Genomic DNA, 26,546 nt, shown 5'->3' with positions numbered 1-26,546 from the left:
GAGATGAAGAAATTTTTTATTGGTATTGTAATGGCTATGCTAGCAGCTGTTGCAACAGGGTGCACAACAAGTGAACAAACGAGTAAGAAGCCAGAACCAGTAGTCGCATCTATTTTCCTACCAAAAGATCTTGCATTACATGAAGAGAATGTATTGAAAGTACAAGTAACACAAGGTGAAGAGGCAGTCGATGACGCTTCTGAAGTTCAGTTTGAAATATGGAAAGGGAAAGAAGCGAGTGAATTGATCATGGCCAAGCATGAAGAAGGTGGCGTCTACTACGTGAAAAAGACGTTCAAAGAAGACGGTATTTACTTTGTCAAAACACACGTCTCTGCTAGAGGCACACACGTCATGCCAACGAAACTATTCACAGTTGGTAATGTATCAGAAGAAGAAATAAAAGCTATAAAGGAACAATTTAGTCAGAAAGAACAATCGAATCATAGTCATCATCATTAATGGAAAGTTGCATCTGGTCTTGTGAGGCCGGGTGTTTTTTTGTGAGAGAAAGGGATAGTAGCAAATTAGATTGTGTCACAATCCATAATTGTTTTCTTTAATTTATATCGATAGCATCTGCATTTTATCTTTACGTAGTGACTTTATTCTAAGCCTAGCAAGTAAGAAAGGAATGTCTAGAGAGGGAATAAAGATGAAGAAACTATTATCTATTATTATATTAGTTACTATATTAGCAGTCGGTGCAGGTGCTATGTTATTAACAGGACAAGCATCAGAAAATAATATATCGCCAGAGGGGAGAAGTGCTAGCGGTGGAGGTCGACCACTAGCAGGGAAAACAATTGTGTTAGACCCAGGTCACGGCGGAAGAGATGGGGGAACGACTGGATTAACGCATGGAACGAACGAAAAAGAATTAAATTTGAAAGTAGCAAATAATATTCGTGAAGAATTGCAACAAAGGACAGGTGCGAACGTATTGTTAACGCGAGAAGATGACAACAGCTTACTTGGGGGAACAGATCAAAAAGCAGAATTACAAGCGCGTATCGATTTTGCAAAGTCAAATAAAGCAGACTTATACATTAGCATTCACCACGATGCATTTGAAGATAGAAATGTAGAAGGGATTACAACGCATTATGCTCCGAGTAAGTCATCCTCACATGTAACATTAGCCAAATCTATTCAAAAGGGGATTTTCGAACAAAATGTGGATACACGAGATAGAGGTGTGAAAGCAAGTGATTATATGGTACTAAGAGAAAGCTCAATTCCAGCTGTGTTACTTGAATTAGGTTTCACTTCAAATGAAAAGGACGAGCGACGTATGAATTCGGCAGAGTTCCAAGACAAGTCGAAAAAAGGAATCGTGGATGGTATTCTTGACTATTTTGGTGCTAAGTAGTGAAAAAATCGTACTCTACCTGACCTAAGTGGTCGGATAGAGTACGATTTTATTCGTCTTGTGGTATCGAAAGTACGCGTTTAATAAGTAAGACGATACCAGTAATGTTACATACGATACTTATCCCAAGTGTGATGCTCCATAAGATAATGGAAGAGGCAAAAACAAATGAAAGGAACATAAGAGCGATACCAACTAGTACAAGGACAAAGCCGAGTATATACGGTTGAATGATTTCCTTCATAGCTATTCCTCTAAGGAGCTTTTTACGACTTTATCTTTTTTCGAGTAGTCGATGTAAATGATGATTTCTTCGTCTTTTTTGTTGTCAGCGTAGCCTTTTACTTCAATAATTGCTTCCCCTAGTTCAGAGTCCTTTGGAAGTACTTCTGTTGATGTTGTCGTGAAAGACGAGAGGCCTTTATCTTCCGTATGTGCCGCTGCGGCTTCAACAGCACGTTGGATTGTACGTTCTTCCGCTTGGAAAAATGGAATAAGTCCAACGACAATAACGATCATCACAAGTGCTCCGAGGACGATGAATTTTGATTTCTCCATGTAAAATCCCCTTTATGTACATTGTTCATGTTCATTGTACCACGACTGAAAAGAAGAAAAAAAGCATCTCGCTAGGAGATGCTTTTTCTCGTAATCTATGAACTTAATTCTTTACTGTTTCTTTCGGAAAGAACTGTGGTAAGTATTCTTTATGTGCTTCTAACATTTCATCTAAAATCACGCGTGCTACTTCATCTGATGGCACAAGCGGGTTAATTGTTAGAGCTAGAAGTGCTTTGTTGTAGTCACCTGTTATAGCGGCTTCAATACTTACGCGCTCGAACGATTTAATTGCTTGCACAAGTCCGTTCACCGCAATTGGAAGTTCGCCAACTGTGATTGGTTTTGGACCGTCTTTTGTGATGACACAGTTCACTTCAACTGCTGAGTCAGCTGGAATACCAGCGATTGCGCCGTTGTTGCGAGTGTTTACTGGTTGAATGTCACGACGATCGTTATATATAGAATCTATTAAACTACAAGCTGCGTCAGAGTAGAATGCACCGCCGCGGCTTTCTAATTGTTTTGGTTTTTCTTTTAAATCTGGGTTTTTATAAATTTCGAATAATTCATTTTCGATTTGTTGTACAACTTCAGCACGAGTCTTTCCTTCTTTTGCGTGCTCTTTCTCTTCTTCTAAAATATTTTTTGTTTTGTAGTAGTAACGGTGATATGGACACGGTAAAATGCCTAATCCTTTAATGAACTCAGGGTCATATCCCATATCAGAGATATTACGCATCGTGTAGTTTGCGTCACCGCTTGCTAATTTTTCAATAACATCATCAATGATGGATACGCCGTCTAAGTATACGTTTAACCCATATACCATATGGTTTAAGCCAGCAAAGTCGATGTGTAAGCGAGATGGATCTACTTCAAGTGCATTTGCGATACCCATCTTCATACCGATTGGTACGTTACATAGTCCAATAACTTTTTGGATATTCGTATGGCGAAGTACAGCTTCTGTTACCATACCTGCTGGGTTTGTGAAGTTAAGTAACCATGCATCTGGACATAATTCTTCCATGTCTTTTGCGATATCAAGGATAACAGGAATTGTACGAAGAGCTTTAAATAATCCGCCTGGTCCGTTTGTTTCTTGACCAACAACACCATGCTTAATTGGAATACGCTCATCTTTTGCACGAGCTTCTAATAAGCCAACACGAAGTTGTGTTGTAACGAAGTCAGCGTCTTTTAACGCTTCACGACGATCTAATGTTAAGTGAACTTCAATTGGTAAGCCAGCTTCTTTGACCATACGCTTCGCTAAATTACCAACGATCTCTAACTTTTCTTTACCTTCTTCAATATCAACAAGCCATAATTCACGAACGGGTAGTCTATCATAACGCTTAATGAAACCTTCAACTAGCTCGGGAGTGTAACTAGACCCTCCGCCGATTGTTGCAATTTTAATCCCTTTAGTCATTGTGTGTACCCCCTATGTACGATTGTGAGCAATGTTATGTCATCGCTTACATTTCCATTATAAGAAATGAATGTCTAATTGTCTATACTAATATGTATGCGCTTTATGAAAAAAGAGAAGTCACTCTATCAAGAGTGACTTCGAAAAAATAACCATTTTAAAATGAATGTATCAGCTAAAAGCCTCGCCTTACGGGCATCCTTGTTCTAATCGAGCTTGAATAACTTTCTGTGCAACGTATTGAAGCGATTTGTTTTCTGTTGGAATGTTGTATTTCTTTGCTTCCGCATAGATGAGTGGTTTATACGCATTTAATTTGTAGTTGTAAATTTCGTATAGTAAGTCGCGAACATTTTTGTTTGCGGTTGGAATGTTAATTAATTGTGCATCACATAGCGCTTTCTTTCCGACTATTTCTTGTTCTTTTTTATCAAGTTTACTGTAAAAAGTTGATGCCATGTAGTAATAAATTAAATCCGTCCAAGCTGTCGCGCTAAGGAGTAGCTTTAATTCATCGTCTGGTGTTAATTCCCTTTGTTCGGTTTCAGTTGCATAGATAGGCTGAACGGCCGTAGTTAACATGCAAGCTAAAAGGAAACAGCTAATCAGTTTTTTCATCGCATATCTTCTCCTTTATGTGTACGATATATGGTCGGTTGTTAGTATACCCACAACAATGAAAATATTGCACAGACTTGTCAAAAAGAGGAGTAAGATTGTATAGACAACTACAATACGTTAGTGTAGTATTGGTGTTGGAAGCGTTTTAAAAACGCGCTATTCCACATATTCTGATTATCGTAGTTTGCAATTTTTATATAAAAGGGAGAGATTTACATGCGTCGTTTAGGTATTTCACTGTATCCAGAAAATTCAACAATGGAAAAAGATAAAGAGTATATTACACTTGCTGGGAAGTACGGATTTAGCCGTATTTTCACATGCTTATTATCTGTTGATGGTGACCGCGAGAAAGTGGTAGAAGAGTTCAAAGAAATTATTGCACATGCCAATACATACAACATGCAAGTAATCGCGGACGTAGCACCAAGTGTGCTTCGTGAACTGAACATTAAGTACGATGATTTATCATTCTTCCACGAATTAGGGGCATATGGAATTCGCCTTGATGAAGGATTCTCAGGACTTGAAGAATCAATCATGACGTGTAATCCATACAATTTAAAAATCGAAATTAATATTAGTAACGGAACGAAATATTTAGACAACATTCATAGCTTCCGTCCAAATACGAGCAACTTAATTGGTTGCCATAACTTCTATCCACATCGCTACACAGGATTATCATATGATCATTTCATGAAAGCGAACAAACAAGTAAAAGAATACGGTATTCGTACAGCGGCATTCGTTGGCTCACAAGCAGAAGGAACATTCGGTCCATGGCCAGTATCAGAAGGATTATGTACATTAGAACAACATCGTACATTGCCAATTGACGTACAAGCGAAGCATTTATTTGCGACAGGCATGATTGATGATGTAATCATTGCGAATGCCTATGCGACAGAAGAAGAATTAGCAGCACTTAGCAAGTTAAATCCAGAATTAATGACATTTAGCGTGGAATTCTCAGCAGACGCGTCAGAGTTAGAGAAGAAAATCGTATTAGATGAGTTCCACTTCAACCGTGGTGATGTATCTGAATACATGATTCGCTCGACACAAAGCCGTGTGAAATATAAGAACGAAGCATTCCCAGCACATACAACACGTGATATTAAGCGCGGGGATATTATTATCGACAACGACCTATATGGACGTTACAAAGGGGAATTACAAATTGCCCTAAAAGATATGCCGAACTCAGGACGTACGAACGTAGTGGGACACATTGTTGAAGAAGAAATCATGTTATTAGATTACGTAGAAGCGTGGGATAAATTTGCTTTCTTAGCGAAAAAGTAAGGAGGAACGTAGATGAAATTTATTATTGGCGTCGACGCTGGTGGCACGAAGACAGAAGCGGTTGTATACGATGAGCAAGGGAACGTTGTAAAACAAGCGATTACAGGATTCGGGAACTTATTAGTGCATTTCGATGAGGCGATGAGCAATTTAACGAAAGCGATTGATACGTGTACGGAAGGCCTTTCGATGGCAGATTGTGCGGGTATTTATTTAGGCGTAGCTGGTATTGAGAGTGGGAACTTGCGTCAAATAGTTGATGAAACGTTAAGCGCCAAGTACGGTGTGTATGTAGAGTCGATGAATGATGCATTTATCGCTCATGCAGCATTGCTACAAGGAGACAACGGTGTCTTAACAATTGCAGGAACAGGTTCTATTGCTCTTGCAATGAAAGATGGTGTTGCAGCAACAGCTGGTGGTTGGGGTCACTTACTTGGTGATGAAGGAAGTGGCTACTGGATTAGTGTCGCTGCATTTAAAGCAATGATCGCAGATGAGGACGAAGGCAAACCAGTAAGCTCATTAAGCAAGAAAATATTAGATGAGCTTGGTGTAAGCAAAGTCGGCGATATTATTGGCTTCATCTATAACGAGCCAAAAGCATCAATTGCAAAATTCGTACCAATTGTTGTAGAGGAAGCGAAGCTTGGCAATGAGATAGCTATTCGTGTTTTAACGCAAGCAGGAGAAGACTTGGCGCATACAACTATTCAAGCTGCACGTAAGTTAGGGGTAACAACGAACGTGAAAATTGGTTTGCGTGGTGGAATTCTAACGAACGTATCGTTTGTGAATGAGCCATTTATGACGAGTGTGAAGGAAGCATTTAACGATGCAACATTTGTATCAGAAGATGTATCGTCAACAAAGGGTGCATATTACTTAGGAAAAGAAAAAATCATGAATTAATTCATATAACTATAGGGAAGATAAAGGGTAGTCATATACTCTTTATCTTCCCTTCTTTTGGATAAGAGTGGGAAGAAAGAAATGAATTTTTCACAAAATGTTAAAATGTATAGACATCTATGTTTGCGTATTTTAATATAGTAGTAGTATAGAAGAAAATATAAAGGTGGTTAAACCATGCAAGTACTTACAAACGTCAAAATCTATACGGGTGAAGGCGTAATCGAAAACGGGTTTATCCGTTACAACGAGCAAATCCAAACGATCGGCAACATGGAGCAATTTGTACAAGAAAAGACGGATATTGTAACAGATGGTCAAGGAAAGCTTGTTATCCCAGGAATGATTGATTGTCATCTTCATGGCGGCTATCACTTCGATGCAATGGATGCCGACAGCGATGCATTAGTGAAATTTAGTAACGATTTAATGAAAGAAGGTGTCACAACGTTCTTCCCAACGACGATGACACAATCTATTGAAAATATTACGAAAGCATTAGAAGCGTGTAAGGAAGCGAAAGAAAAAGGTGCACACTTTGAAGCTATTCACTTAGAAGGACCATTCGTGAACTACGATTGGAAAGGTGCACAACCAGGAGAGTACGTAATTAATCCAGATGTAGCACTATTTAAGAAATGGCAAGAAGCTTCAGGTAATTTAATTAAATTAGTAACATATGCACCAGAAACAGAAGGCGCAAGAGAATTAGAAGCGCATTTTGAAGAAACAGGTGTAATTGGTACATGTGGTCATACAGGTGCATACTACAAAGACTTAGTAGGACGAAACATTAAGCATGGTACGCACTTATTTAACCAAATGCGTGGGTTACATCACCGTGAACCTGGTGTTGTTGGATATGTGTTATTAACGCCTGGTGTGAAAGTAGAAATCATCACAGATGGCATTCACGTATGCCCAGAAATGGTGAAATTAGCATATAAAATGAAGGGTGCAGAAGACATCCTTGTTATTACAGATGCAATGCGTGCGAAAGGTCTAGAAGAGGGCGAGTACGAATTAGGTGGTCAGCCAGTATTTGTCAAAGACGGAAAAGCAACATTAGCAGACGGAACACTTGCAGGAAGTGTGTTAACAATGGACGCAGCGTTCCGTAATGTGATTGAATTCACAGGATGTACGATTGAAGAGGCAGTATTAATGACATCAGTTAACCAAGCGAAGCATTTTGGTTTTGACAATAAAGGAACATTAACAGTAGGTAAAGACGCAGATTTCGTATTAATGACAGAAGAGCTATACGTGCATAATACAATATGTCTAGGGAAAGGAATGAATGCATAATGATTAAAGTTATCGCAGTGAAGAACGCAGAGGAATTAGCGCAAAAAGCATATGAGAAAATCGTTTCTGTAATGGAATCAAAAAACGAGGTTACATTAGGATTAGCAACTGGTGGATCACCACTTGGTATCTACGCATTAATGCGTGAAAACAAGCCAGCTACAAGCCATGTAACAACAATTAACTTAGACGAGTACATTGGTTTAGAACCAACTCATGATCAAAGCTACCGCTATTTCATGAATGATCAATTATTTAATCACTTACCATTCAAAGCGACTTACGTACCAGACGGTATAGCAGCTGATTTACAAAAAGCATGTGGTGACTACGAAGCAATCATCGCAGCAAACCCAGTTGACTTACAGTTACTAGGTATCGGTGAGAACGGTCATATCGCATTCAACGAGCCAGGCACATCATTCGATTCTCCAACACAAGTAACTGGCTTAACAGAATCAACAATCAATGCCAATAGCCGTTACTTCGAGAAGAAAGAAGATGTACCAACAAGCGCAATTACAATGGGAATTGGCTCAATCATGAAAGCGAAAGAGATCTTATTAATCGCATCTGGTGAGAAGAAAGCAGAAGCAATTAAGCAAATGTTAGAAGGAAACGTAACAGAAGCTTGCCCAGCAACAGCTCTTCAACACCATGCAAATGTAACGGTAATCGCTGACGAAGCTGCATTATCACTTTGCCAAGACAAAAAAGAAGCACAAGCAGTTTAATATATCGAGAAACGCAAGGATGTTAGATCCTTGCGTTTTTTTATTTTTAGGTGTTGAAGCTTCCCATATATATGAAAGATAAATCGATTAGTCATTTGGCGGAATGTATTCGATGTATATTTCGTGTATAAGAGATTTCGATTGGAAAATAGATGTACAACTGTTAAAATGTATTTTCAGTATAATATTGGCAGCAAAGGTGGTGGCGTCAATGAAAGTAAAATGGGGAAGCGTTATACTATATGTACTTTGCCTTATTGCATTAGCTGATGATGTAGAAAAAATTATAGAGGGCACAGCGGCGTATTATAATTATATATTTGCTATTGTCATATCAACCTTATTTTTAGTTGAAGCGTATATGTATGTGAAAAAACGTCGCACACAAGAAGCATAAGAAATAGACCTCGCCTAGTTAGGTGAGGTCTATTTCAAGTATTGATTTCGATTTTGTGGATAAGGGGAGTAATCTTGAAGAAAATCATTTATTATTGCTTGTCTTTTGTTAGCTTCCATATTTTCAACGACATAAAAAGTTAGCTTCGTTAGATCTTGAATATTCATATTAGCAGCGTGGAGACTTTATTTTCGTTTAATTTTAATTGTATTTGTATCAAGTCCTACTCGTTGTTTCAGTTCGTCGGTGATAGTGAGTGTAATAGTTTGTCCATTCTCTACGTTATCGAAAATATAATGGGATCCTACGACAACTGTTCCGGCAGACATATCGGTATTACTTGGTTTCGGATTAATTGCTGTAATGTGTTCGAAGTATTCACCACTAACGGCTCCGCTATAAGTAGAATCATATGGTAGGATCCCAACTGTTAAATCTCGTTGACTTAACACTACTTCAACTTTGTTATCATTGATTTCAATTGTACCTTCTTTTGGAATTAGTTGTCCGTTCACAGAGAATGTATAACTCCACAATAAGGCTTTTAATTCTTTTTGATCTGTAGGCGATAATTTTGTAGCTATCTTTTCGATTGCTTTTGTGTAGATTACGCTTCCTTTTTCTTCAAACTCTTTGGAAGTTTGAAGTGCCTCATTTTCCATTTTTAATTCTTCGAGCTGCTTTTCTAGCTCTTTCGTTTCACTTCCTGAAGCTTTTTCATTGCTACATCCGAAGAGAAGAGAAGTTAGGAGTATTGCTGTAGATAGTAGTAAAAGTTTCTTCATTAATCTGTCCTCTTTTTGTTTATTTTCGTTTAATCGTAATTGTTGTCGTCTCGAGTTCTAATCGCTGTTTCAATTCGTCGGTAATCGTGACGGTAATTGTATTTCCAGATTCCATATCTGAAAATACATGATAAATAGACGAAACAACAGTACCATCGCGTCCGCTTGTTTCGCTTGGTTTCGGTTCGACGTTGGTGATGTGCTTTTCAAAGCCGTCGCTAATAGTTCCTTTATTATGGATGTCTAGTGGGAAGACTGGTTCGTTTAATTGTCTAGAAGTTAGCTCTATCTCGATATTATCAGCGTCTACTTCTATCACCCCGTTCTTTGGAGTTGGTTCTTTATTGGCAGTGAGTTGATAGTGCCACGATAACTTTCCGAGTTCTTCCATCTCCTCTTTGTTTAGATTTTTAACCATTTCTTTTGCAAGCGTGGTGTACATAGAGATTTCTTCTTCATGAATTTTGTTGATGTCTGCTAGTAGGGATTCATTTCCTTGTGTGTTTTCTATTTCGTTGATTTTCTGTTCTAATTCTTTGATCTTGTTTTCGGCAGTTGCTAATTCTTCTGTCTTGGTATTTGTTTCGCTTGATGTGCCATCTTCACAAGCGCTTAGAAGGAATCCGACACTTAGTATGCTTGTGAAGAAGATAATGTTCTTTTTCATACAAACCCCCTCATTTTTCCAAATTATACAATATTAATTGTACAGTAATTATGTGAAACAGTACACATAATTTTGCAAATATTTTAGAAGGTAATATGATTTATGCTTGTATTTTGACAAAACTAAAATATAATGAATAAAGAAGAAAGATATCATTTTGCTTGCTATTATTTTATTTCGTACTACAATAGTAAATATGATTACAATAGATGGTTACGCTTACATTATAAATACTAGGGGAATGAAAGTTAGCAAATGAAGGGAGGACTGCTACAAATCATACGTGATTATGTAGCACTAACATGGTAATCGATAAAGAATCTCCGCTTCCGATTTATTATCAAATTCAAGAATCATTAAAAGAAAAGATAAAATCTGGGGAGCTTAGACCTGGGGACAAAATCCCATCAGAACATGAGTTATGCGAACAATTCAACGTTAGTCGGATGACAATCCGTCAAGCGATTAATAATTTAGTAAAAGAGTCTTACTTATACAGAAAAAGAGGGATTGGTACATTCGTTCAACAGCCGAAAGTAGAACAACGTCTTCAAGGCTTAACGAGTTTCACAGAAGATATGGAAGCGCGTGGCTTAACGCCAACGAGCATTCTTATCTCGTTTGAGGTTGTGGAATCGAAAAAGAGTGTAGCCGATGCATTAGCAATTGAAGAGGGGACACCGGTGTATCGTATTCACCGTAGTCGTCTAGCGAATGGAGAGCCAATCGCGCTAGAATGGGCGTATATTCCAGTAACGTTAATGCCGCACTTAACAGAAAGTGTTGTGCATCGCTCTCTATACAACTATGTAGAGAAAGAGCTAGGACTAACATTAGGACGCGCAACGCAAACGATTGAAGCGGCACTAGCAACAGAAGTAGAGGAAAAGTGGTTAGAGGTAGAGAGCGGCGATCCAGTTCTTATCGTTGAGCAGTGCTCTTATTTAACAGAGAATCAACCACTAGAACTTGTAAAATGTGTGTACCGCGCAGATCGTTACAAATTCATCACAAATATTGAACGTACAGACAACACTAGTCCGATGTAAGGATTAGTGTTTTTTTATTGAGTAGCGTGATAGCAGCTGAAAATTGTACGAAAGTGTTCAAATTTAGCAAAGAAAAAGCTACCCGTTACACACGAGTAGCTAAAATAATGTCAATCGCATCTTTGACAGAGGGAACAACATATTTTGTATGTTTCTTCACAGCATCATCGGCATTTTCCATTGCGAAGCTGTTCGGAATGACTTTAAACATCGGAAGGTCGTTATATGAATCACCAATGCAAGCCGTTTCTTCTGGCTTTAGGCCTAATGTTTCTAATAGCATCATGATGGAACCGCCCTTACTTACGTTAGCGGGAACGATGTCGAGACATTGCGGTGCAGAAATATAGGCGCTGATACGATCGCCAAATTGTGCCGAAATTTTCTTTTGTAAGGTAAATAAGTCTTCTGTTTCGCCACCGATGGCGAATTTGACTGGATGAATTGTGTTTCCAATTTCTTCGTATAATGTAGGTAATTCAATTGATGTTAAGTTCGCACGTTCTTCGATTTCTCGTACCAAATCACACTTCTTTTTGATATAATAAGTATTCGCATCCGAAATATAGACAACAAAATTATCGCCTTCTACAGCTTCGAGTAAATCAGCAAGAATATCTTGCTCAAATGCTGTTGCATGTAGCTGTTCATTCGTATGTGTATGAATAAACGCACCGTTTTGACTAATACGGTGAAAAGGTACATTTGTTTCTTGTAAGAGATGTGTAATTTCGTTATCAAGACGACCAGAAGCAAAGCATAGTGTTACGCCTTGTTTCACGGCAGTATGTAAGGCATCGATATCATGAGGAGAAATGGTGCCGTTATGTAGAATTGTCCCATCAATGTCACTTATAAATAGTTTAATCATTATCCACTACTCCTTTTTTGCAAAGTCACTCTCATTATAGCCTTCGTCTCCATCAATTGGCAATGAGTTGACATTGACGGGGAAGTGTGTAATTTGTAAGATAAATTCAGATAAATATAAGAGGTTTGTAGAGAGGAGGAAGTGGGATGTTAGATGGATATGTAGTGAAGAAAGTGTTGAATAATAATGTTATTATTGCGACGGATTCCTCGAAAGAAGAAGTTGTTGTGATAGGAAAAGGAATTGGATTCGGCCGGAAAACAGCAGACTTCATCGCGCATGAAAACGTCGAAAAAATCTTTATTTTGAAAAATGAACAAGAAAAAGAGCAGTATAAAATGCTGATGGGCCATGTTAGTGAAAAGTTGGTTGAGTTCATGAATGAAGTTATTTCATTTATTCAAGAATCAGTAGACAAGCCGCTAAATGAACGTATTCATATTGCGTTAACAGATCATATTGCGTTTGCGATTAAGCGTATTAAGACGGGAATGGCAATTAGCAATCCGTTTCTTGTTGAGACGGAAGCTTTATATCCAGAAGAGTATAAAGTTGCGACACGTGTTGTTAACATGATTCGTCAAAGGTTGAACATTGATTTACCGGAGGGAGAAATCGGCTTTATTGCACTTCATATTTATAGTGCTATGGCGGATGAATCCTTCACAGAAGTAAATAGGCATTCGCGTTTTATTGCAGAAATTGTAGATTTAATTGAAGGGGAATTAAACATTACATTGAAGCGTGATAGTGTTCATTATTTACGTTTTGTACGTCACTTATTATTTACGATTCAGCGTATGAAGACGGGTGAAGTAGTAGAAGAGCCAATACGAATTGGAGAATTATTGAAACAGGAATATCCAGAATGCTACTCACTTGCGTGGAAGATTATGAAGTTGTTGCAAAATCGTTTACGTATGGATGTGCCAAATGCAGAAGCGGTGTACTTAACGATGCACTTACAGCGTTTTGTAACAGGTAGACAAGAAAAGAGTGAAGGGAAATGAGTGATTATTGTCGAAAGTTGACGAAAAACATTCGTTTTTTCTTAAAAAGTAGTTGATTTTCTCGAAAAATAATCATATAATCAAACTTGTTCAATCACTGAAAATGCTTTCAATGATTTGACCGCTATTATCAAATATTTTTACGTGTTACTAACACATGTTAGGCATGAGTAAAGAAGAGCGTATGACAGAAGTCTATGTATATGGGAAGACGATATACATTGGAGTCATTTCGTACCCTTTTTTCTACTCATGCTTTTTTGTTTTGTGGCAACGCAATCGTTTGCGTTAATCTGCAATCCTTTCGTTACTGGCATGTGTGGGAAAAGAAGAATGAAGGAGATAATCAAGGGCAAGATACTGTATATGTAGACTGCATTTATTCTCTTTTCTCTGTCATTATTGAAAGGCTTTTCACCATAGAAAAAGGAGGAAATACAATGTTTAAGAAGATTTTTGGTGTTCTTCAAAAAGTAGGTAAAGCATTAATGTTACCTGTAGCAATCTTACCTGCAGCTGGTATTTTACTTGGTATTGGTAACGCATTACAAAACCCTGATGTACTAGTGAAATTACCATTCTTAGATGTAGCTTGGTTCCAAACTGTAGCCAAAGTAATGGAACAATCAGGCGGAATCATTTTTGATAACTTATCGTTATTATTCGCAGTTGGGGTAGCCGTTGGTCTTGCTGGCGGTGAAGGGGTAGCAGGTCTTGCTGCTATCGTAGGTTTCTTAATTATGAACAAGACAATGAGTGTTTTCCTAAGTGTTGGCGATCATGTTGTTCTTGATACAGCAAATAACACAGCGAAATTTACAGATCCAGCATATGCGTATGTATTAGGAATTCCAACGTTACAAACAGGAGTATTCGGTGGTATTATAATCGGTTTAGTAGCAGCTTATTGCTATAACAAGTTCTTCCGTATTGAATTACCATCGTACCTAGGATTCTTCGCTGGTAAGCGCTTCGTTCCGATTGCAACAGCAACGTTAGCAATTATCGTAGGTATTATTATGTGCTTTATCTGGCCAACTGTACAAGATGGCTTAAATACATTCTCTAGAAGTATGATTGATGCGAACTTAACAGTAGCAGCATTTATCTTCGGGGTAATCGAACGTGCGTTAATCCCGTTCGGATTACATCACATTTTCTATGCGCCGTTCTGGTTCGAGTTTGGTTCTTACACAGACTTAGCTGGTAACATTGTACGAGGAGACCAAAAAATCTTCTTCGCACAATTAAAAGACGGTGTGGAATTAACAGCTGGTACGTTCATGGTAGGTAAATTCCCATTCATGATGTTCGGTTTACCAGCAGCAGCATTAGCGATGTACCATGAAGCAAAACCAGAAAACAGAAAAATGGCAGGTAGTATTCTTGGAGCGGCGGCATTAACGTCATTCTTAACAGGTATTACAGAGCCACTTGAATTCTCATTCTTATTCGTAGCACCAGTATTATTCGGTATTCACACAATCTTTGCAGGTCTATCATTTATGACAATGCAGTTATTAAATGTAAAAGTTGGTATGACATTCTCAGGTGGTCTAATTGACTTCCTATTATTCGGTGTTCTTCCAAACCGTACAGGATGGTGGTGGATTATCATCGTGGGTCTATGCTTAGCTGTAATTTACTACTTCGGATTCCGCTTTATGATCCGCAAGTTTAACTTAAAGACGCCAGGTCGTGAAGATGCAACAGCAGATGTAGCAGACGGCGCAGCAGCAGATACAGATGAATTACCACACGAAGTATTAGCGGCATTAGGTGGACAAGCAAACATCGCATCATTAGAAGCATGTATTACTCGCCTACGTGTAGAAGTAAAAGAGAACGGTAATGTTGATAAAGACAAACTAAAAGCATTAGGTGCTTCAGGTGTCTTAGAAGTTGGTAACAATATTCAAGCAATCTTTGGTCCACGCGCAGAAACAATTCGTGGTCAAATGAAAGATATTATGGAAGGTAGAACGCCGGCTCGTGTGAAAGAAGAGCCAAAGGCAGCACCAGCTCCAGTGAAAGAAACAAAAGAAAAAACAACAATTGTTTCACCAATTAAAGGGGAATTAAAATCAATTACAGAAGTACCAGACCAAGTATTCTCTGGTAAGATGATGGGTGATGGATTTGCTATCCTTCCAACAGACGGAACAGTTGTGTCTCCGGTAAATGGTGAAATCGTAAATATTTTCCCGACGAAGCATGCGATAGGCCTTATTGCAGAAGATGGGACAGAAATCTTAATTCACTTCGGTATCGATACAGTGAAATTAGGCGGCGAAGGCTTCGAAGCATTCGTTGAACAAGGTGACAAAGTAACACAAGGTCAAAAGTTATTACAAGTAGACCTTGAGTATGTAGGTGCAAATGCTCCGTCATTAATGACACCAATCGTCTTTACGAACTTACAATCAGGTCAAGAAGTTGTAATCAACAAAGAAGGCCAAGTGGAGTTAAAAGAAGAAGGTATTATTACAATTAAGTAATGAATATGGTACCTGTTATTCTAAAATGTTGAAGATGAATAATGGGGAATATAAGGTTTGAAAAAAGGTACGTTGCTCTTTCTAGAGTAACGTACCTTTTTTGTATATATTCTAGAAAAAACATTTACATAATTTTACAATGTGAGATAATAAAAACTAACTAGTCATTTTTTTTGAAGGAGGTAGAGATTTGAAAGTAGAGGTACTAAAAAATCGACATTTTTGTTTGTTTTTATTTTCTAGCTTCCTCTTATATTTGATAACCCAATTTTATTTTTTAGCACAAGTTTCATTAGTATTAGAGTTAACTGAATCCACTATTTTATTAGGTACAATCTTAATGGTGATGGCTATTCCTCGTTTAATTATCTTACCTATTGGGGGAATGTTGACAGACAAATTTAGTGAAAAGAAAGTTCTTATTGTAGGTTATTCTGCATTAATACTTATTCTAGCTGCATTAGGGGTAATAGAAAGATTGAATCAATTATCACTTACTAAGCTGTTCATTTTTGCAGGGTTGTTTGGTGTTTCGAGTGCTATTATCCTTCCGGCAACGTATTCGATTGTACCAAAATTGGTGAGTGATTCGAATTTACAAAGTGCAAATGCTTTAGTGCAATTTTTAAATCAATTATCTTTCTTTATTGGACCTGCGATTGCCGGAATATTACTAGGGATAGTTGCGGTGGATATTTTCTTTTTTGCGATGGGAGGGGTACTTTTAGCGGCCATTTTCTTACTATCTGGAATAAAAATAATAGATGATACTAATGCGGATACGAAGGATATGAATAAAGGGATGGTGAAAGGCTTTATAGATGTTTTGAAAAATAGAGTGATTATCATGCTTATTCTTTTTACATCTATATTAAATGTAGGTGTTATTGGACCACAACAAGTGGGGCTACCTGTTTTTGCAGAAAGTTATTTGAAATTGGATACGACAGGATTAAGTTACTTATTATCAACATTTGGTTTAGGTTCGTTAATGGGAGTTCTTATCGGAGGATTGTTACCTCGTAACAAAAATAACTTTGTAATCATGTCGTTCATCGCTGCTGTTTTTGGTGTTATATGGGGAGCATTTATTTGGACGAATAGTACATGGCTTGTATTTATTTTATTATGTGCATCGGGATTACTCATTTCAATTATTAATATACTTTTTATTACAACTTTGCAAACATCAACTCCAAAGCATTTGCTGGGTAGAGTAATGAGTTTGCTATTTATGGGTTCTACAGGATTGCAACCTATTTCCTACTTAATGACAGGGATTTTAATTGATTTAATAGGTTTGCAGAGGACATATAGTATAGCGGGAGCAATTATTGTTGTATGTTCTTGTCTATTTATGGCGATGTCAGGAGTCGAAAAAAGGAGAAAGGTTGGAATTGACATAAAAAGGTACAAGATATAATATTTGGTTATAGATAAAAAACTGACTGTGCAGTTTTGTTTAGAGAAAACGTGCATTGGTTGAGGAGATAAGGATGCCTAAAATTTCAGAAGCAAAGCGTATAGAACGAAAACAACTAATTTTAGAAAAAGCACTTGAAGTGTTTTCAGAAAAAGGATATTGTTCCACTTCGATAGATGATATTGGAAAGAAAGCGAATATTAGTAAAGGATTGATATATACCTATTTTAAAAGTAAAGAAGAACTCTTTTTAGAAATAGCGGAAAACTGGAATAGGATGCAACAACAAGGTAATGTTCCAGATAACGATATAAAGAACAGTGATGGATTAAAAATTTCTGATAAACTTATTATTCTATGGGATGAAATTGTTAATCAGTGGACAAGTGAGAATCTTATGTTTGCTAGAATTTTATACGAGTTTTGGTTCGAGTCATCGAAAATTCCAGAACTTCAACAAATTATGATGAAAAGGTCACAAGCGAGTTTGGGTCTTGTAGAGAAGATTATTCTAGAGTCTAATCCTACAATAGATCCTGCGATGTCTACTGCATTCTCGAGATTATGGTGGGCACAAATTGACGGATTAGTTGTATACTTTGTTAATCATGGGAAAGTACCAGATGAAGGTGAAATGTCCCGAATTAGAAGTATTATAAAACATATGAGTGAGTTTTTTGATAAATGATGTTCGTGATTTGAAAGGAGGTGATACAGATGGAAAAGCAACCAAAACAACCAAAACCATTAACAGCTGAAGAATTAAAACAACTAGAAGCAGATCGCAATGTAATCCGCTGCGTAATCCGCTGCTAGTAGTCTTTTTTTATAAGTTGTATTCCGAAAATTCAACTTATTAAACAAAGAAGGAGGGCGCAATCCTCCTTCTTTTAGTATAATGGGGTGGTTTCTTGTTAGCCATGTTTTTTATTCTTTTATTATATATTATTTTCATGGTAATTATACATGAGATTGGTCATGTAATAGCAATTTATATAATTGGTGGTCGGTTAAAGAGATTCGAATATTCCTTTTATTACATTAGAGGGATATTTGAATATCCTGATAATCTAACATTTAACAAATATTTTTTCTTTACTGCTAATGGGGTAATTATACAATTACTGGTGTCACTATTAGTTGTTTTTGGTGTACAGGATTTTAGGGTGAGCTCGTTAGCCTTCTTTTATTTGTGTGTAATTGCGATTAATTTAGTGCCATTGTCTATGACGGACGGGGCATTTATATTTAAAGCTTATCCTATTAGTAAAGTGAAAAAGGTATTATGGTTATCGGTAGGAGGCTTGTTCCTATTCTCTTTATTTGGGCTAGTACTTTTATGGGCTCAATATGATGTTGAGTTAGAGAATAAAATAGTCTTAACCTTTTTTTACATATTTATGTTAGTCATGTCTATTCGTAGAATATTTATCTTAAATACGGAGGAAGATTATGGAACATAGAAGATATGAAATTGTTAATCAAAATAGTGAATATTTATTTTTAAGAGATATCAGCAATAATACTTACTGCAAAGTAGACTATACGTATAGTGATGAGCATTGGCAAGCGTGGTCGATACATGAAGATAAGCCTTTCTTCAATTACATATTAGTAGATGATAAACCAGATACAGTCATTTTTGGAGTCCCTTTCAAGAATGGTAGTCGTGCTTCGACTTCAACGGCTGATAAATTTCCAACTATCTTAAGGCAAGCTTCATACAAATTACTACACCCTAATCAATATCCCGATTCTATTCCTCTAAATCTATTCCATCTTGATACGAGCAAATTAATTGAATGTGGAAAAATAATGGATGTAGGCAATGTCACAATGAATGGAAATCTTTCTGAAAGAGAATCGATTAGTCAAGTAACGAGTTATTGTGTAAAAAATTCTCTTCCGTTTATTTGTGTGGGTGGAGACCACTCTTATACATTTGATGTAGTAGCTTCATTAGAATTGCTTAATAAACCAATAGTTTTATGGGTTCTTGATGCTCATAATGACCTATATGGAAATGAAAGTCACTTAGATCATGGGAATGTGTTCTCTCATATCGCCAATCTTCCATTCATAAAAGCTATTGTTCAAGTTGGAAGTAGAGGATATCGAACAGTTGGACAAATAGTAGAACATCCAAAAGTTATTCAAATACCTAAAGCTCAATTTTCTTCAGAGTTAATGAAGCATTGGCTACAAGAATTTTCAGATTATGCGAATTATATATCGATAGATTTAGATTGTTTAGACCCACAGTTATTTCCCTATGTTGACTTTGGTGTACCTGGTGGATTTAGCAGGGCGGAGTTGTTATCGATTGTTGATATGATATTTAATGAAAATGGACAAGTTGTCGGTGTGGATATTGTAGAGGGAACAGAAGGTGGGAGTGTGATGAAAGGGGATTATGATATTCCGCTTGAAATCCTACTTTCTATTTTGAATCAATTTTTCATTCATCCTAAAAAAGAGGGGTTATATAAGAGTGACTACAGTCGAAAGGGTATTGAGTTTTGATTACTTTATGTCGTTGTCTAACATTATTAAGGAATTAACCTATTTTGGTGCGTACGATCCTATACAAGTTTGGGAAGGTTATTGTAAATATATTGAGAAATCAGAAAGTCATAAGCAAAAACCTATTCCCACTAAAGGTTTTCAGAAAATTAGTGGTTTTAGTTTAGAGGGGCTCCAAGAACTGTATAAGGAACGAGGTTTGGCGTTAGTATTAATGCATTATGGGAATTATCGTTATACAAAATCCACCATCCTTAATGCGATTATGAAAATTAAAGCAGAAAAGCCAGTGTTGTTAGTAGTGGATGAGGAATCTTACAAGAGTGAAAGTCAATTTGAAGTAATCGCTAAACTATATTCCGAATTAAATATACAGATGATTATAGCAGAAAATGCATCGAGTGGATTGCGTATTGCGAGACACCTTAAAAATGGAGGAATTGTAGTACTATATTTAGATGGTATGACAGGATACGGTAAAGATAAAAGTCCAATTCGTGTACCATTTATAAGCTCCGAGATTTCATTACGAAGTGGATTTTTTCGTCTTCTCGAAAAAACACAGGTGCCCGTCATAGGTGCAATATCGCCGACAGATGATGAGCTTCTAATTTCTTTGCCCATCATTTCTGATAAGTTTGAAGCAACAGCCTCATCACTAATGAGTTTTTTTAGACAGACGTTATTGGCAGATCCGTCTCAATGGAGGTTATGGTATAGGCACCATTTATTTGTTGAAGGATTACCAAATACGATGAATATGCAAAAAAAACCTAATACCACTACTTGGATATGTAATCAAGTTTCACCCAAAATAATGTTAGAAGAGGAGACAGGCGATGTCTATCAGTACATGGAAACTAATTGATGATCATATTGTAGTTGTTGATAAAAAGACAGGAACACCAACAGAGCTTAAACATTCTGTTATTGTCAAAGATTTATTGACGTATAAATATTGGGATTACTTAGCTTGGTCTGTGGCTACGTTAAGAGATAGTGAAGTACTTGCGGTAGGTTATGGGGCCGGTACATTTACACAGCTATTAACTAAATGGGGGATACCTTCAACTGGAGTAGGCATAGAAATAGATGAAAATTATAAAGAGCTGCATTCCTTGTATCCTAGCTATGAAGTGAAATACTCTGATTTTAGAAGTGGTTTAGCTGATATTAAATCGACATTTGATACGGTTATAATTGATGTATACGATGAAGATGGATATGTTGATGATGCATATGATGTAGAGTGGATGAAAACGTATCTTTCTTTAAGGAAGAAGAACGGAAGGGTTGTTTTTCATTGTATGGACTTACTTGCTACGCTTTTGGCGGCAGAAGTTCCACTACCTACAACTCCAACTATTTTGTCGACAATGCTTCATAGAATTCGCTCGGTGACCGATGAACCTGTATATATCGTACCACTATGGTCTAGCTATTTACTATGGATTGGACCTCCTCCTGAAAGAATTGAAACAAATATTCCTCATGTTCAGTGGTTAGATTCATTTCTGTGCTCCAGAATGAAATTAGTCGATGTGAGTGAAAGTAAGTCCATATTCTCTCGCCCTTGGACGTATACAAATATAGCGGAAGTTAACTCTAATGTACTTCTAGAATTAAAACAATCAGTTCCCGAATTGTTAGAACGATTCAATACTTTGGTGGAAGTAATGGGACCTGTTCTTCAGAAACCACCTACAGATGATCAAATATATAGCGCAATAAATAGTTTGCAAGGCTCTGCTCTTTGTGAAGCTAGAAATATTCATGCGCTAAGTTTTCTTTATGCTATGCTTGGTAATTGGCAAGATTCTTCCAAGGGACTTGAAGAGAAGAACCTTGAATTTTTAGGATGGCTAGAAGACTTTTCGTTGAAGAAGATGTAATGAGGATGCAGTTGTTAGTAGGGGAGAGTTTAATTAAATGGAAAGTAGATTTCTTTTTATATACAAGAAATCTACTTTCGATAATTGTGCTGAACTGTTTATGCAAATTGAGAAAAGAATCCTTTAAAAGATATAAATGTAATTTAATAGGAATAATTGGTTTATAATGGCGTTAAATGTGTATTTTTTGTGATAGAATAGCATTTTCATATTGCCAACTATTTTATTTCTGTATTATAATCAAGACCTAAGAAAGCACTTTCAACAAATTGGTGCACTTATTGTGGTCTATACATCTGAATGTATAGGGTAGTCTAACTACTTACTTCTTACGTGTTACTGATTCGATCAGGCATGAGTGAAGAAGAGCTTAAAATAGAAGGGATACGTGTAAGACAAACTGCGTATACTCTTTTTAGTAGTACTTATTATTAGTACTAAGCTCTTATTTACTCATGCCTATTTTGATTGTTGAGAGTGTAAATAAAACAATATTCAAGAGGAGGAAAACAAAATGCGCAGTCAAGTTTTCTCGTTTTTTCAACGTATTGGTAAGTCATTAATGCTACCAATCGCTGTTCTACCAGCTGCTGGATTACTTCTTCGTTTAGGCCAAGAGGATGTATTTAACATCCCATTCATGGCTAAAACTGGAGACGCAATTTTTGCTAACTTAGCACTAATCTTCGCAATTGGTGTAGCAGTAGGTTGGGCACATGATAACAGTGGTGCCGCTGCCTTAGCAGGTGCAGTTGGATACTTAATTTTATCTAATGGTTTAACAGCATTGAATGATACACTAGATATGAAAGTTTTAGGAGGTATCATTGCTGGTCTTGTAGCAGGTGCATTGTATAATCGTTTTTATGATATTAAATTACCGGATTATTTAGGATTCTTTGCAGGGAAACGGTTTGTTCCAATCGTTACAGCTGCTGCAACGATTTTATTAGCATTAATCTTTGGATATGTTTGGGCACCAATTCAAGCAGCGATTCATAATTTTGGTGAGTGGATTATTAGTTTAGAAGCAATTGGTGGAGCTGTATTCGGTACAGTGAACCGTCTATTAATCCCAATCGGATTACATCACGTATTAAATACGATGTTCTGGTTCGACTTCGGCTCATTTACAAGTGCAGCTGGTAATGTTGTCCATGGTGACATTGCTCGCTTCATGGCATTAGATCCAGAAGCAGGATTATACATGACTGGTTTCTTCCCAATCATGATGTTCGGTCTTCCAGCAGCAGGATTTGCGATGATCGCAGCAGCGAAGCCACAACATCGCGCACGTGTAAGTGGTATGATTATTTCATTAGCGTTAACAGCGTTCTTAACAGGTATTACAGAACCAATTGAATTCTCATTCATGTTCTTAGCGCCTGTATTATACGTAATTCATGCTTTACTAACAGGTTTATCATTCTTCATCACAATTTCTTTAGGTATTAAAGACGGATTCACATTTAGTGCAGGTGCAATTGACTATGTACTAAACTTCGGAATCGCAACAAAACCTTTATTATTAGCGCTTGTTGGTCTAGCATTCGGAGCAATTTACTTCGTATTATTCTATTTCGCAATCGTGAAGTTTAACTTAAAAACACCAGGTCGTGAAGATGACGCAGATGTGGAAGTTGATGGTGTATCTGCAGAAGAATTACCTGCAAACATCGTAGAAGCATTCGGTGGTAAAGAAAATATTTTAGTACTTGGCGCGTGTATTACACGTCTACGTATTGAAGTTAAAGACAAAGAAAATGTAGACAAAGATCGTCTAAAATCATTAGGTGCTGCAGGTGTGATGGAAGTTGGAAACAACGTTCAAGCAATCTTCGGTACTCGTTCTGACCAATTACGTGGTCAAATGGAAGCAGTAATGGCTGGTCGCACAGTTGTTGTTGAGAAAAAAGAAGAACCAAAAGCAGAAGTTTCTAAATCAGAAGCAAAAGCATCATTCGTTTCTCCAATTGAAGGAGAATTAAAACCAATTACAGAAGTACCAGACCAAGTATTCTCTGGTAAATTAATGGGTGATGGATTCGCAATCTTGCCAACGAACGGTACAGTTGTATCGCCAGTAAATGGTGAAATCGTGAATATCTTCCCAACGAAGCACGCATTAGGTATCGTAGCAGAAGACGGAACAGAAATCTTAATTCACTTCGGTATCGACACAGTGAAATTAAAAGGCGAAGGTTTCGAAGCATTCGTAGCCCAAGGCGACAAAGTAACACAAGGTCAACCACTTATTAAAGTTGACTTAGAGTACGTAGGAGCAAATGCACCGTCATTAATGACGCCAGTTGTCTTCACGAACTTACAACCAGGCCAAGAAGTTGTTATCAACAAACAAGGTCAAGTTGCATTAGAAGAAAAAGACATCATTACAATTAAGTAATGAAGAAAGACATCTCTAGCGATAGGGATGTCTTTTTTTCGTTATCATCTAGTTGGTTTTGGAAGATAGAGGACATTAGATGAACGGAACGGAGAGTGGTGACTCCTGCGGGAAAAGCGAGGAAAGGGAGACCCCGCAAGGCTTGCCGAGGAGGCTCGCTCTCGCCCGCTGAAAGCATCCACTCGGAGTGCAGTGGATGTGTCCCTCACGCTTTTTCTATGTAACAGGTAAAAATATCCATGATAGGTGGATATTTATTCAAAATCCAATGAAAATTCATTGAAATGACGGACAAATTTCGTTATAATAAGATATATCTGTACAAACGGAATAAATATTTTATGTGTTACTGATTCGATCAGGCATGAGTAAAAACTAGAAGAGACAATGCGTGCAGCTGTATATGTAAGCGTGTTAGTAATTGCCTTATCTTTTCTTTACTCGTGTTTTTTTTATGAAAAAATGTCGAATTATGTCGGGGTTTTTCATAAATAAGACAAAAAATGTTTACAATATAAGAGGAAGGTGTGGTTGACGATGCCCAACCTTTTATATAAAATGTACAGTGATAGACTATTTGTCTATACGACTAACTATGTATAAAAATTTATTTACATAAAAGGAGAATGATTATTATGGAAAAAACTTTCAAAGTAACTGCAGACTCAGGTATCCACGCTCGTCCAGCGACAGTATTAGTAAACACAGCAAGCAAATTCGGTGCTGATATTAACTTAGAATTCAACGGCAAAGCTGTTAACTTAAAATCAATCATGGGCGTTATGAGCCTTGGAATTCCTCAAGGAGCTGAAATCAAAGTTACAGCTACTGGTGATGATGCAGAAGCTGCATTAAACGCTATCCAAGAAACTCTTAAGAACGAAGGACTAGGTGAATAATGTTTAACATTAAAGGTATTGCTGCATCAAGCGGTATCGCAATTGCAAAAGCATACCGTTTAGAGAATCCAGAACTAGTTATTGAGAAGAAAGCTGTTTCTGATGCTGCGGCTGAGATTGCACGTCTTGAAGACGCTATCGCAAAATCACACGTAGAATTAGAAGCTATCCGTAATCACGCTAACGCTGAGTTAGGTGCGGACAAGGCTGCTATCTTCGAAGCTCATTTATTAGTATTAAATGATCCAGAATTAGTAAACCCTGTTAAAGATAAAATTACATCTGAAAATGTAAACGCTGAATTTGCGATGAACGAAGTTGCACAAATGTTCGTTTCAATGTTCGAGTCTATGGACAATGAATACATGAAAGAGCGTGCAGCTGACATTCGTGACGTAACGAAGCGCGTATTAGCACACATTTTAGGTGTACACTTCGCGAACCCAGCGACAATTTCTGAAGAAGTAGTTATCATTGCAGAAGACTTAACACCATCTGATACAGCTCAGTTAAACCGTAAGTATGCTTTAGGTTTCACAACTGACATCGGTGGTCGTACGTCTCACTCTGCAATCATGGCTCGTTCATTAGAAATTCCAGCAGTAGTAGGTACGAAAGAAGTAACTTCAAAAATTGAAAACGGTGTAATGGTCATCGTTGACGGTTTAGATGGCGAAGTAATCGTTGACCCAACGGAAGACGTAATTCGTCAATATGAAGAGAAAAAAGCGAAATTCGAAGCGCAAAAAACAGAGTGGGCGAAGCTAAAGAACGAACCAACTGTATCGAAGGATGGTCAACATGTTGAGCTAGTAGCAAACATCGGTACACCAAACGACGTAGAAGGTGTAATGAACAACGGTGGTGAAGGTGTAGGTCTTTACCGTACGGAGTTCTTATACATGGGCCGTGACAACTTCCCAACAGAAGAAGAGCAATTCGAAGCGTACAAAGCTGTATTAGAAGGCTTATCTGGTAAGCCAGTTGTTGTACGTACATTAGATATCGGTGGCGACAAAGAGTTATCATACTTACACTTACCGAAAGAAATGAATCCATTCTTAGGTTACCGTGCAATCCGTATGTGCTTAGACCAACAAGATATCTTCCGTACACAATTACGTGCATTATTACGTGCATCTGTATACGGCGACTTAAAAATCATGTTCCCAATGATCGCAACACTGGACGAGTTCCGTGCAGCGAAAGCGGTACTTGAAGAAGAGAAAGCGAAGTTAGTTGCAGAAGGTACACAAGTATCTGATTCAATCGAAGTTGGTATGATGGTTGAAATTCCAGCTTCAGCAGTAATCGCTGACTTATTCGCGAAAGAAGTAGACTTCTTCTCGATTGGAACAAACGATTTAATCCAATACACAATGGCTGCTGACCGTATGAATGAGCAAGTATCGTACTTATACCAACCATATAACCCAGCGATCTTACGCTTAGTTAAAATGGTTATCGATGCTGCGAATAAAGAAGGTAAGTGGGCTGGTATGTGTGGTGAGATGGCTGGTGACGAATTAGCTATCCCATTATTACTAGGCTTAGGATTACATGAGTTCTCAATGAGTGCAACATCAATCCTACCTGCACGTACACAAATCGCAAAACTTTCGAAAGTTGAAATGGAAGAGTTAGCTGCTAAAGCACTTAACATGTCAACGGCTGAAGAAGTTGTAGAATTAGTAAAAAGCATCTAATCATGCTTGAGAAAGACACCTCTGATGAGGTGTCTTTTTTATGGTTGAGGTAAGTGAGTTTTTTGTAGGATTTTATCTGAACATAGTGAGATATGAAGAAAATAAAATGTGTCAAAAAACAACAAACAAACGATTTTGATAATAGATGGATCTTTCTTGTATGATAAAAAA

26 protein-coding genes are annotated in these 26,546 nt (G+C 37.4%); 19 read left to right on the top strand and 7 right to left on the bottom strand.

The annotated features are described in order from the left end of the window. The first annotated feature begins 3 nt into the window (after nucleotides 1-3). Both IEV41_RS09730 and IEV41_RS09725 read left to right on the top strand, forming a co-directional pair. Nucleotides 4-462 carry a FixH family protein gene (locus tag IEV41_RS09730; RefSeq protein WP_188388193.1) on the top strand — a complete coding sequence of 153 codons (459 nt, stop codon included), beginning with the start codon at nucleotides 4-6 and terminating at the stop codon, nucleotides 460-462. 193 nt (nucleotides 463-655) lie between these two features. After that, nucleotides 656-1,372 (top strand): N-acetylmuramoyl-L-alanine amidase family protein, encoded by a 717-nt coding sequence (locus IEV41_RS09725; RefSeq protein ID WP_188388192.1) that lies wholly within the window; start codon nucleotides 656-658, stop codon nucleotides 1,370-1,372. Between the two features lie 49 nt (nucleotides 1,373-1,421). Here the strand turns inward: IEV41_RS09725 and IEV41_RS09720 are convergent, their stop codons facing one another. From IEV41_RS09720 to IEV41_RS09705, 4 genes are all read right to left on the bottom strand, one after another. After that, nucleotides 1,422-1,616 (bottom strand): hypothetical protein, encoded by a 195-nt coding sequence (locus IEV41_RS09720; protein WP_188388191.1) that lies wholly within the window; start codon nucleotides 1,614-1,616, stop codon nucleotides 1,422-1,424. A gap of 2 nt (nucleotides 1,617-1,618) precedes the next feature. Beyond that, nucleotides 1,619-1,930 carry a hypothetical protein gene (locus IEV41_RS09715; RefSeq protein ID WP_188388190.1) on the bottom strand — a complete coding sequence of 104 codons (312 nt, stop codon included), beginning with the start codon at nucleotides 1,928-1,930 and terminating at the stop codon, nucleotides 1,619-1,621. A 103-nt stretch (nucleotides 1,931-2,033) separates the two neighbouring features. Further along, nucleotides 2,034-3,368: a 6-phospho-beta-glucosidase gene (locus IEV41_RS09710; protein ID WP_188388189.1), complete on the bottom strand. Its 1,335-nt coding sequence runs from the start codon at nucleotides 3,366-3,368 to the stop codon at nucleotides 2,034-2,036. A 189-nt stretch (nucleotides 3,369-3,557) separates the two neighbouring features. Continuing rightward, the gene (locus IEV41_RS09705; RefSeq protein ID WP_188388188.1) at nucleotides 3,558-3,986 is read right to left on the bottom strand and encodes a hypothetical protein; all 429 of its coding nucleotides are present in this window, start codon (nucleotides 3,984-3,986) and stop codon (nucleotides 3,558-3,560) included. A gap of 219 nt (nucleotides 3,987-4,205) precedes the next feature. Here IEV41_RS09705 and IEV41_RS09700 point away from each other — a divergent pair, with 219 nt between their 5' ends. The 5 genes from IEV41_RS09700 to IEV41_RS09680 all read left to right on the top strand — a co-directional run bounded on the left by IEV41_RS09700 (nucleotide 4,206) and on the right by IEV41_RS09680 (nucleotide 8,648). Next, nucleotides 4,206-5,297, top strand: a complete 1,092-nt coding sequence (locus tag IEV41_RS09700; RefSeq protein WP_188388187.1) for a DUF871 domain-containing protein — start codon at nucleotides 4,206-4,208, stop codon at nucleotides 5,295-5,297. 12 nt (nucleotides 5,298-5,309) lie between these two features. Next, the gene (locus IEV41_RS09695; protein WP_188388186.1) at nucleotides 5,310-6,209 is read left to right on the top strand and encodes an N-acetylglucosamine kinase; all 900 of its coding nucleotides are present in this window, start codon (nucleotides 5,310-5,312) and stop codon (nucleotides 6,207-6,209) included. Between the two features lie 177 nt (nucleotides 6,210-6,386). After that, nucleotides 6,387-7,517 carry an N-acetylglucosamine-6-phosphate deacetylase gene (gene nagA, locus IEV41_RS09690; RefSeq protein WP_188388185.1) on the top strand — a complete coding sequence of 377 codons (1,131 nt, stop codon included), beginning with the start codon at nucleotides 6,387-6,389 and terminating at the stop codon, nucleotides 7,515-7,517. Nucleotides 7,518-7,519: 2 nt separating this feature from the next. Beyond that, nucleotides 7,520-8,251, top strand: a complete 732-nt coding sequence (gene nagB / locus IEV41_RS09685; protein WP_188388744.1) for a glucosamine-6-phosphate deaminase — start codon at nucleotides 7,520-7,522, stop codon at nucleotides 8,249-8,251. A 211-nt stretch (nucleotides 8,252-8,462) separates the two neighbouring features. Continuing rightward, the gene (locus IEV41_RS09680) at nucleotides 8,463-8,648 is read left to right on the top strand and encodes a hypothetical protein (RefSeq protein ID WP_188388184.1); all 186 of its coding nucleotides are present in this window, start codon (nucleotides 8,463-8,465) and stop codon (nucleotides 8,646-8,648) included. 185 nt (nucleotides 8,649-8,833) lie between these two features. Here IEV41_RS09680 and IEV41_RS09675 read toward each other — a convergent pair whose 3' ends face one another. Continuing rightward, nucleotides 8,834-9,433, bottom strand: a complete 600-nt coding sequence (locus IEV41_RS09675; protein ID WP_188388183.1) for a hypothetical protein — start codon at nucleotides 9,431-9,433, stop codon at nucleotides 8,834-8,836. A 19-nt stretch (nucleotides 9,434-9,452) separates the two neighbouring features. Continuing rightward, nucleotides 9,453-10,100 (bottom strand): hypothetical protein, encoded by a 648-nt coding sequence (locus IEV41_RS09670; RefSeq protein WP_188388182.1) that lies wholly within the window; start codon nucleotides 10,098-10,100, stop codon nucleotides 9,453-9,455. Between the two features lie 302 nt (nucleotides 10,101-10,402). Here IEV41_RS09670 and IEV41_RS09665 point away from each other — a divergent pair, with 302 nt between their 5' ends. After that, a complete protein-coding gene (locus IEV41_RS09665) occupies nucleotides 10,403-11,149 on the top strand; it encodes a GntR family transcriptional regulator (RefSeq protein ID WP_188388181.1) in 747 nt (248 codons plus the stop codon). Nucleotides 11,150-11,234: 85 nt separating this feature from the next. On the opposite strand, the gene IEV41_RS09660 is transcribed toward IEV41_RS09665, so the two are convergent. Continuing rightward, the gene (locus IEV41_RS09660; RefSeq protein ID WP_188388180.1) at nucleotides 11,235-12,020 is read right to left on the bottom strand and encodes an HAD family hydrolase; all 786 of its coding nucleotides are present in this window, start codon (nucleotides 12,018-12,020) and stop codon (nucleotides 11,235-11,237) included. Nucleotides 12,021-12,166: 146 nt separating this feature from the next. Here IEV41_RS09660 and glcT point away from each other — a divergent pair, with 146 nt between their 5' ends. From glcT to ptsP, 11 genes are all read left to right on the top strand, one after another. Next, nucleotides 12,167-13,030, top strand: a complete 864-nt coding sequence (glcT, locus tag IEV41_RS09655) for a glucose PTS transporter transcription antiterminator GlcT (protein ID WP_188388179.1) — start codon at nucleotides 12,167-12,169, stop codon at nucleotides 13,028-13,030. Nucleotides 13,031-13,470: 440 nt separating this feature from the next. Then, the gene (gene ptsG, locus IEV41_RS09650) at nucleotides 13,471-15,528 is read left to right on the top strand and encodes a glucose-specific PTS transporter subunit IIBC (protein WP_188388178.1); all 2,058 of its coding nucleotides are present in this window, start codon (nucleotides 13,471-13,473) and stop codon (nucleotides 15,526-15,528) included. 190 nt (nucleotides 15,529-15,718) lie between these two features. After that, a complete protein-coding gene (locus IEV41_RS09645) occupies nucleotides 15,719-16,951 on the top strand; it encodes an MFS transporter (RefSeq protein WP_188388177.1) in 1,233 nt (410 codons plus the stop codon). Nucleotides 16,952-17,024: 73 nt separating this feature from the next. Next, a complete protein-coding gene (locus IEV41_RS09640) occupies nucleotides 17,025-17,639 on the top strand; it encodes a TetR/AcrR family transcriptional regulator (protein ID WP_188388176.1) in 615 nt (204 codons plus the stop codon). A gap of 223 nt (nucleotides 17,640-17,862) precedes the next feature. Next, nucleotides 17,863-18,414 carry a hypothetical protein gene (locus tag IEV41_RS09635; protein ID WP_188388175.1) on the top strand — a complete coding sequence of 184 codons (552 nt, stop codon included), beginning with the start codon at nucleotides 17,863-17,865 and terminating at the stop codon, nucleotides 18,412-18,414. Beyond that, the gene (locus IEV41_RS09630; protein ID WP_188388174.1) at nucleotides 18,404-19,474 is read left to right on the top strand and encodes an arginase family protein; all 1,071 of its coding nucleotides are present in this window, start codon (nucleotides 18,404-18,406) and stop codon (nucleotides 19,472-19,474) included. Before IEV41_RS09635 ends, IEV41_RS09630 begins: the two co-directional genes overlap by 11 nt. Then, the gene (locus IEV41_RS09625; RefSeq protein ID WP_188388173.1) at nucleotides 19,443-20,342 is read left to right on the top strand and encodes a lysophospholipid acyltransferase family protein; all 900 of its coding nucleotides are present in this window, start codon (nucleotides 19,443-19,445) and stop codon (nucleotides 20,340-20,342) included. Before IEV41_RS09630 ends, IEV41_RS09625 begins: the two co-directional genes overlap by 32 nt. Next, entirely contained in the window at nucleotides 20,314-21,366 is a 1,053-nt protein-coding gene (locus tag IEV41_RS09620; protein WP_188388172.1) for a polyamine aminopropyltransferase, read from the top strand. Before IEV41_RS09625 ends, IEV41_RS09620 begins: the two co-directional genes overlap by 29 nt. Nucleotides 21,367-21,880: 514 nt before the next feature. Next, nucleotides 21,881-23,770 carry an N-acetylglucosamine-specific PTS transporter subunit IIBC gene (gene nagE, locus IEV41_RS09615; RefSeq protein WP_188388171.1) on the top strand — a complete coding sequence of 630 codons (1,890 nt, stop codon included), beginning with the start codon at nucleotides 21,881-21,883 and terminating at the stop codon, nucleotides 23,768-23,770. Nucleotides 23,771-24,402: 632 nt separating this feature from the next. Beyond that, nucleotides 24,403-24,669 carry a phosphocarrier protein HPr gene (locus IEV41_RS09610; protein ID WP_308420336.1) on the top strand — a complete coding sequence of 89 codons (267 nt, stop codon included), beginning with the start codon at nucleotides 24,403-24,405 and terminating at the stop codon, nucleotides 24,667-24,669. Then, nucleotides 24,666-26,375, top strand: coding sequence for a phosphoenolpyruvate--protein phosphotransferase (ptsP, locus tag IEV41_RS09605; RefSeq protein ID WP_205181508.1), 1,710 nt, complete (start codon nucleotides 24,666-24,668; stop codon nucleotides 26,373-26,375). Before IEV41_RS09610 ends, ptsP begins: the two co-directional genes overlap by 4 nt. The last annotated feature ends 171 nt before the right edge of the window (nucleotides 26,376-26,546 follow it).

The sequence above is a fragment of the Priestia taiwanensis genome (assembly GCF_014638355.1).
Taxonomy (GTDB): Bacteria; Bacillota; Bacilli; order Bacillales; family Bacillaceae_G; genus Priestia_D; species Priestia_D taiwanensis.
The sequence above is the reverse complement of the archived record's forward strand: the minus strand, read 5'-3'. Positions and strand labels throughout refer to the sequence as shown.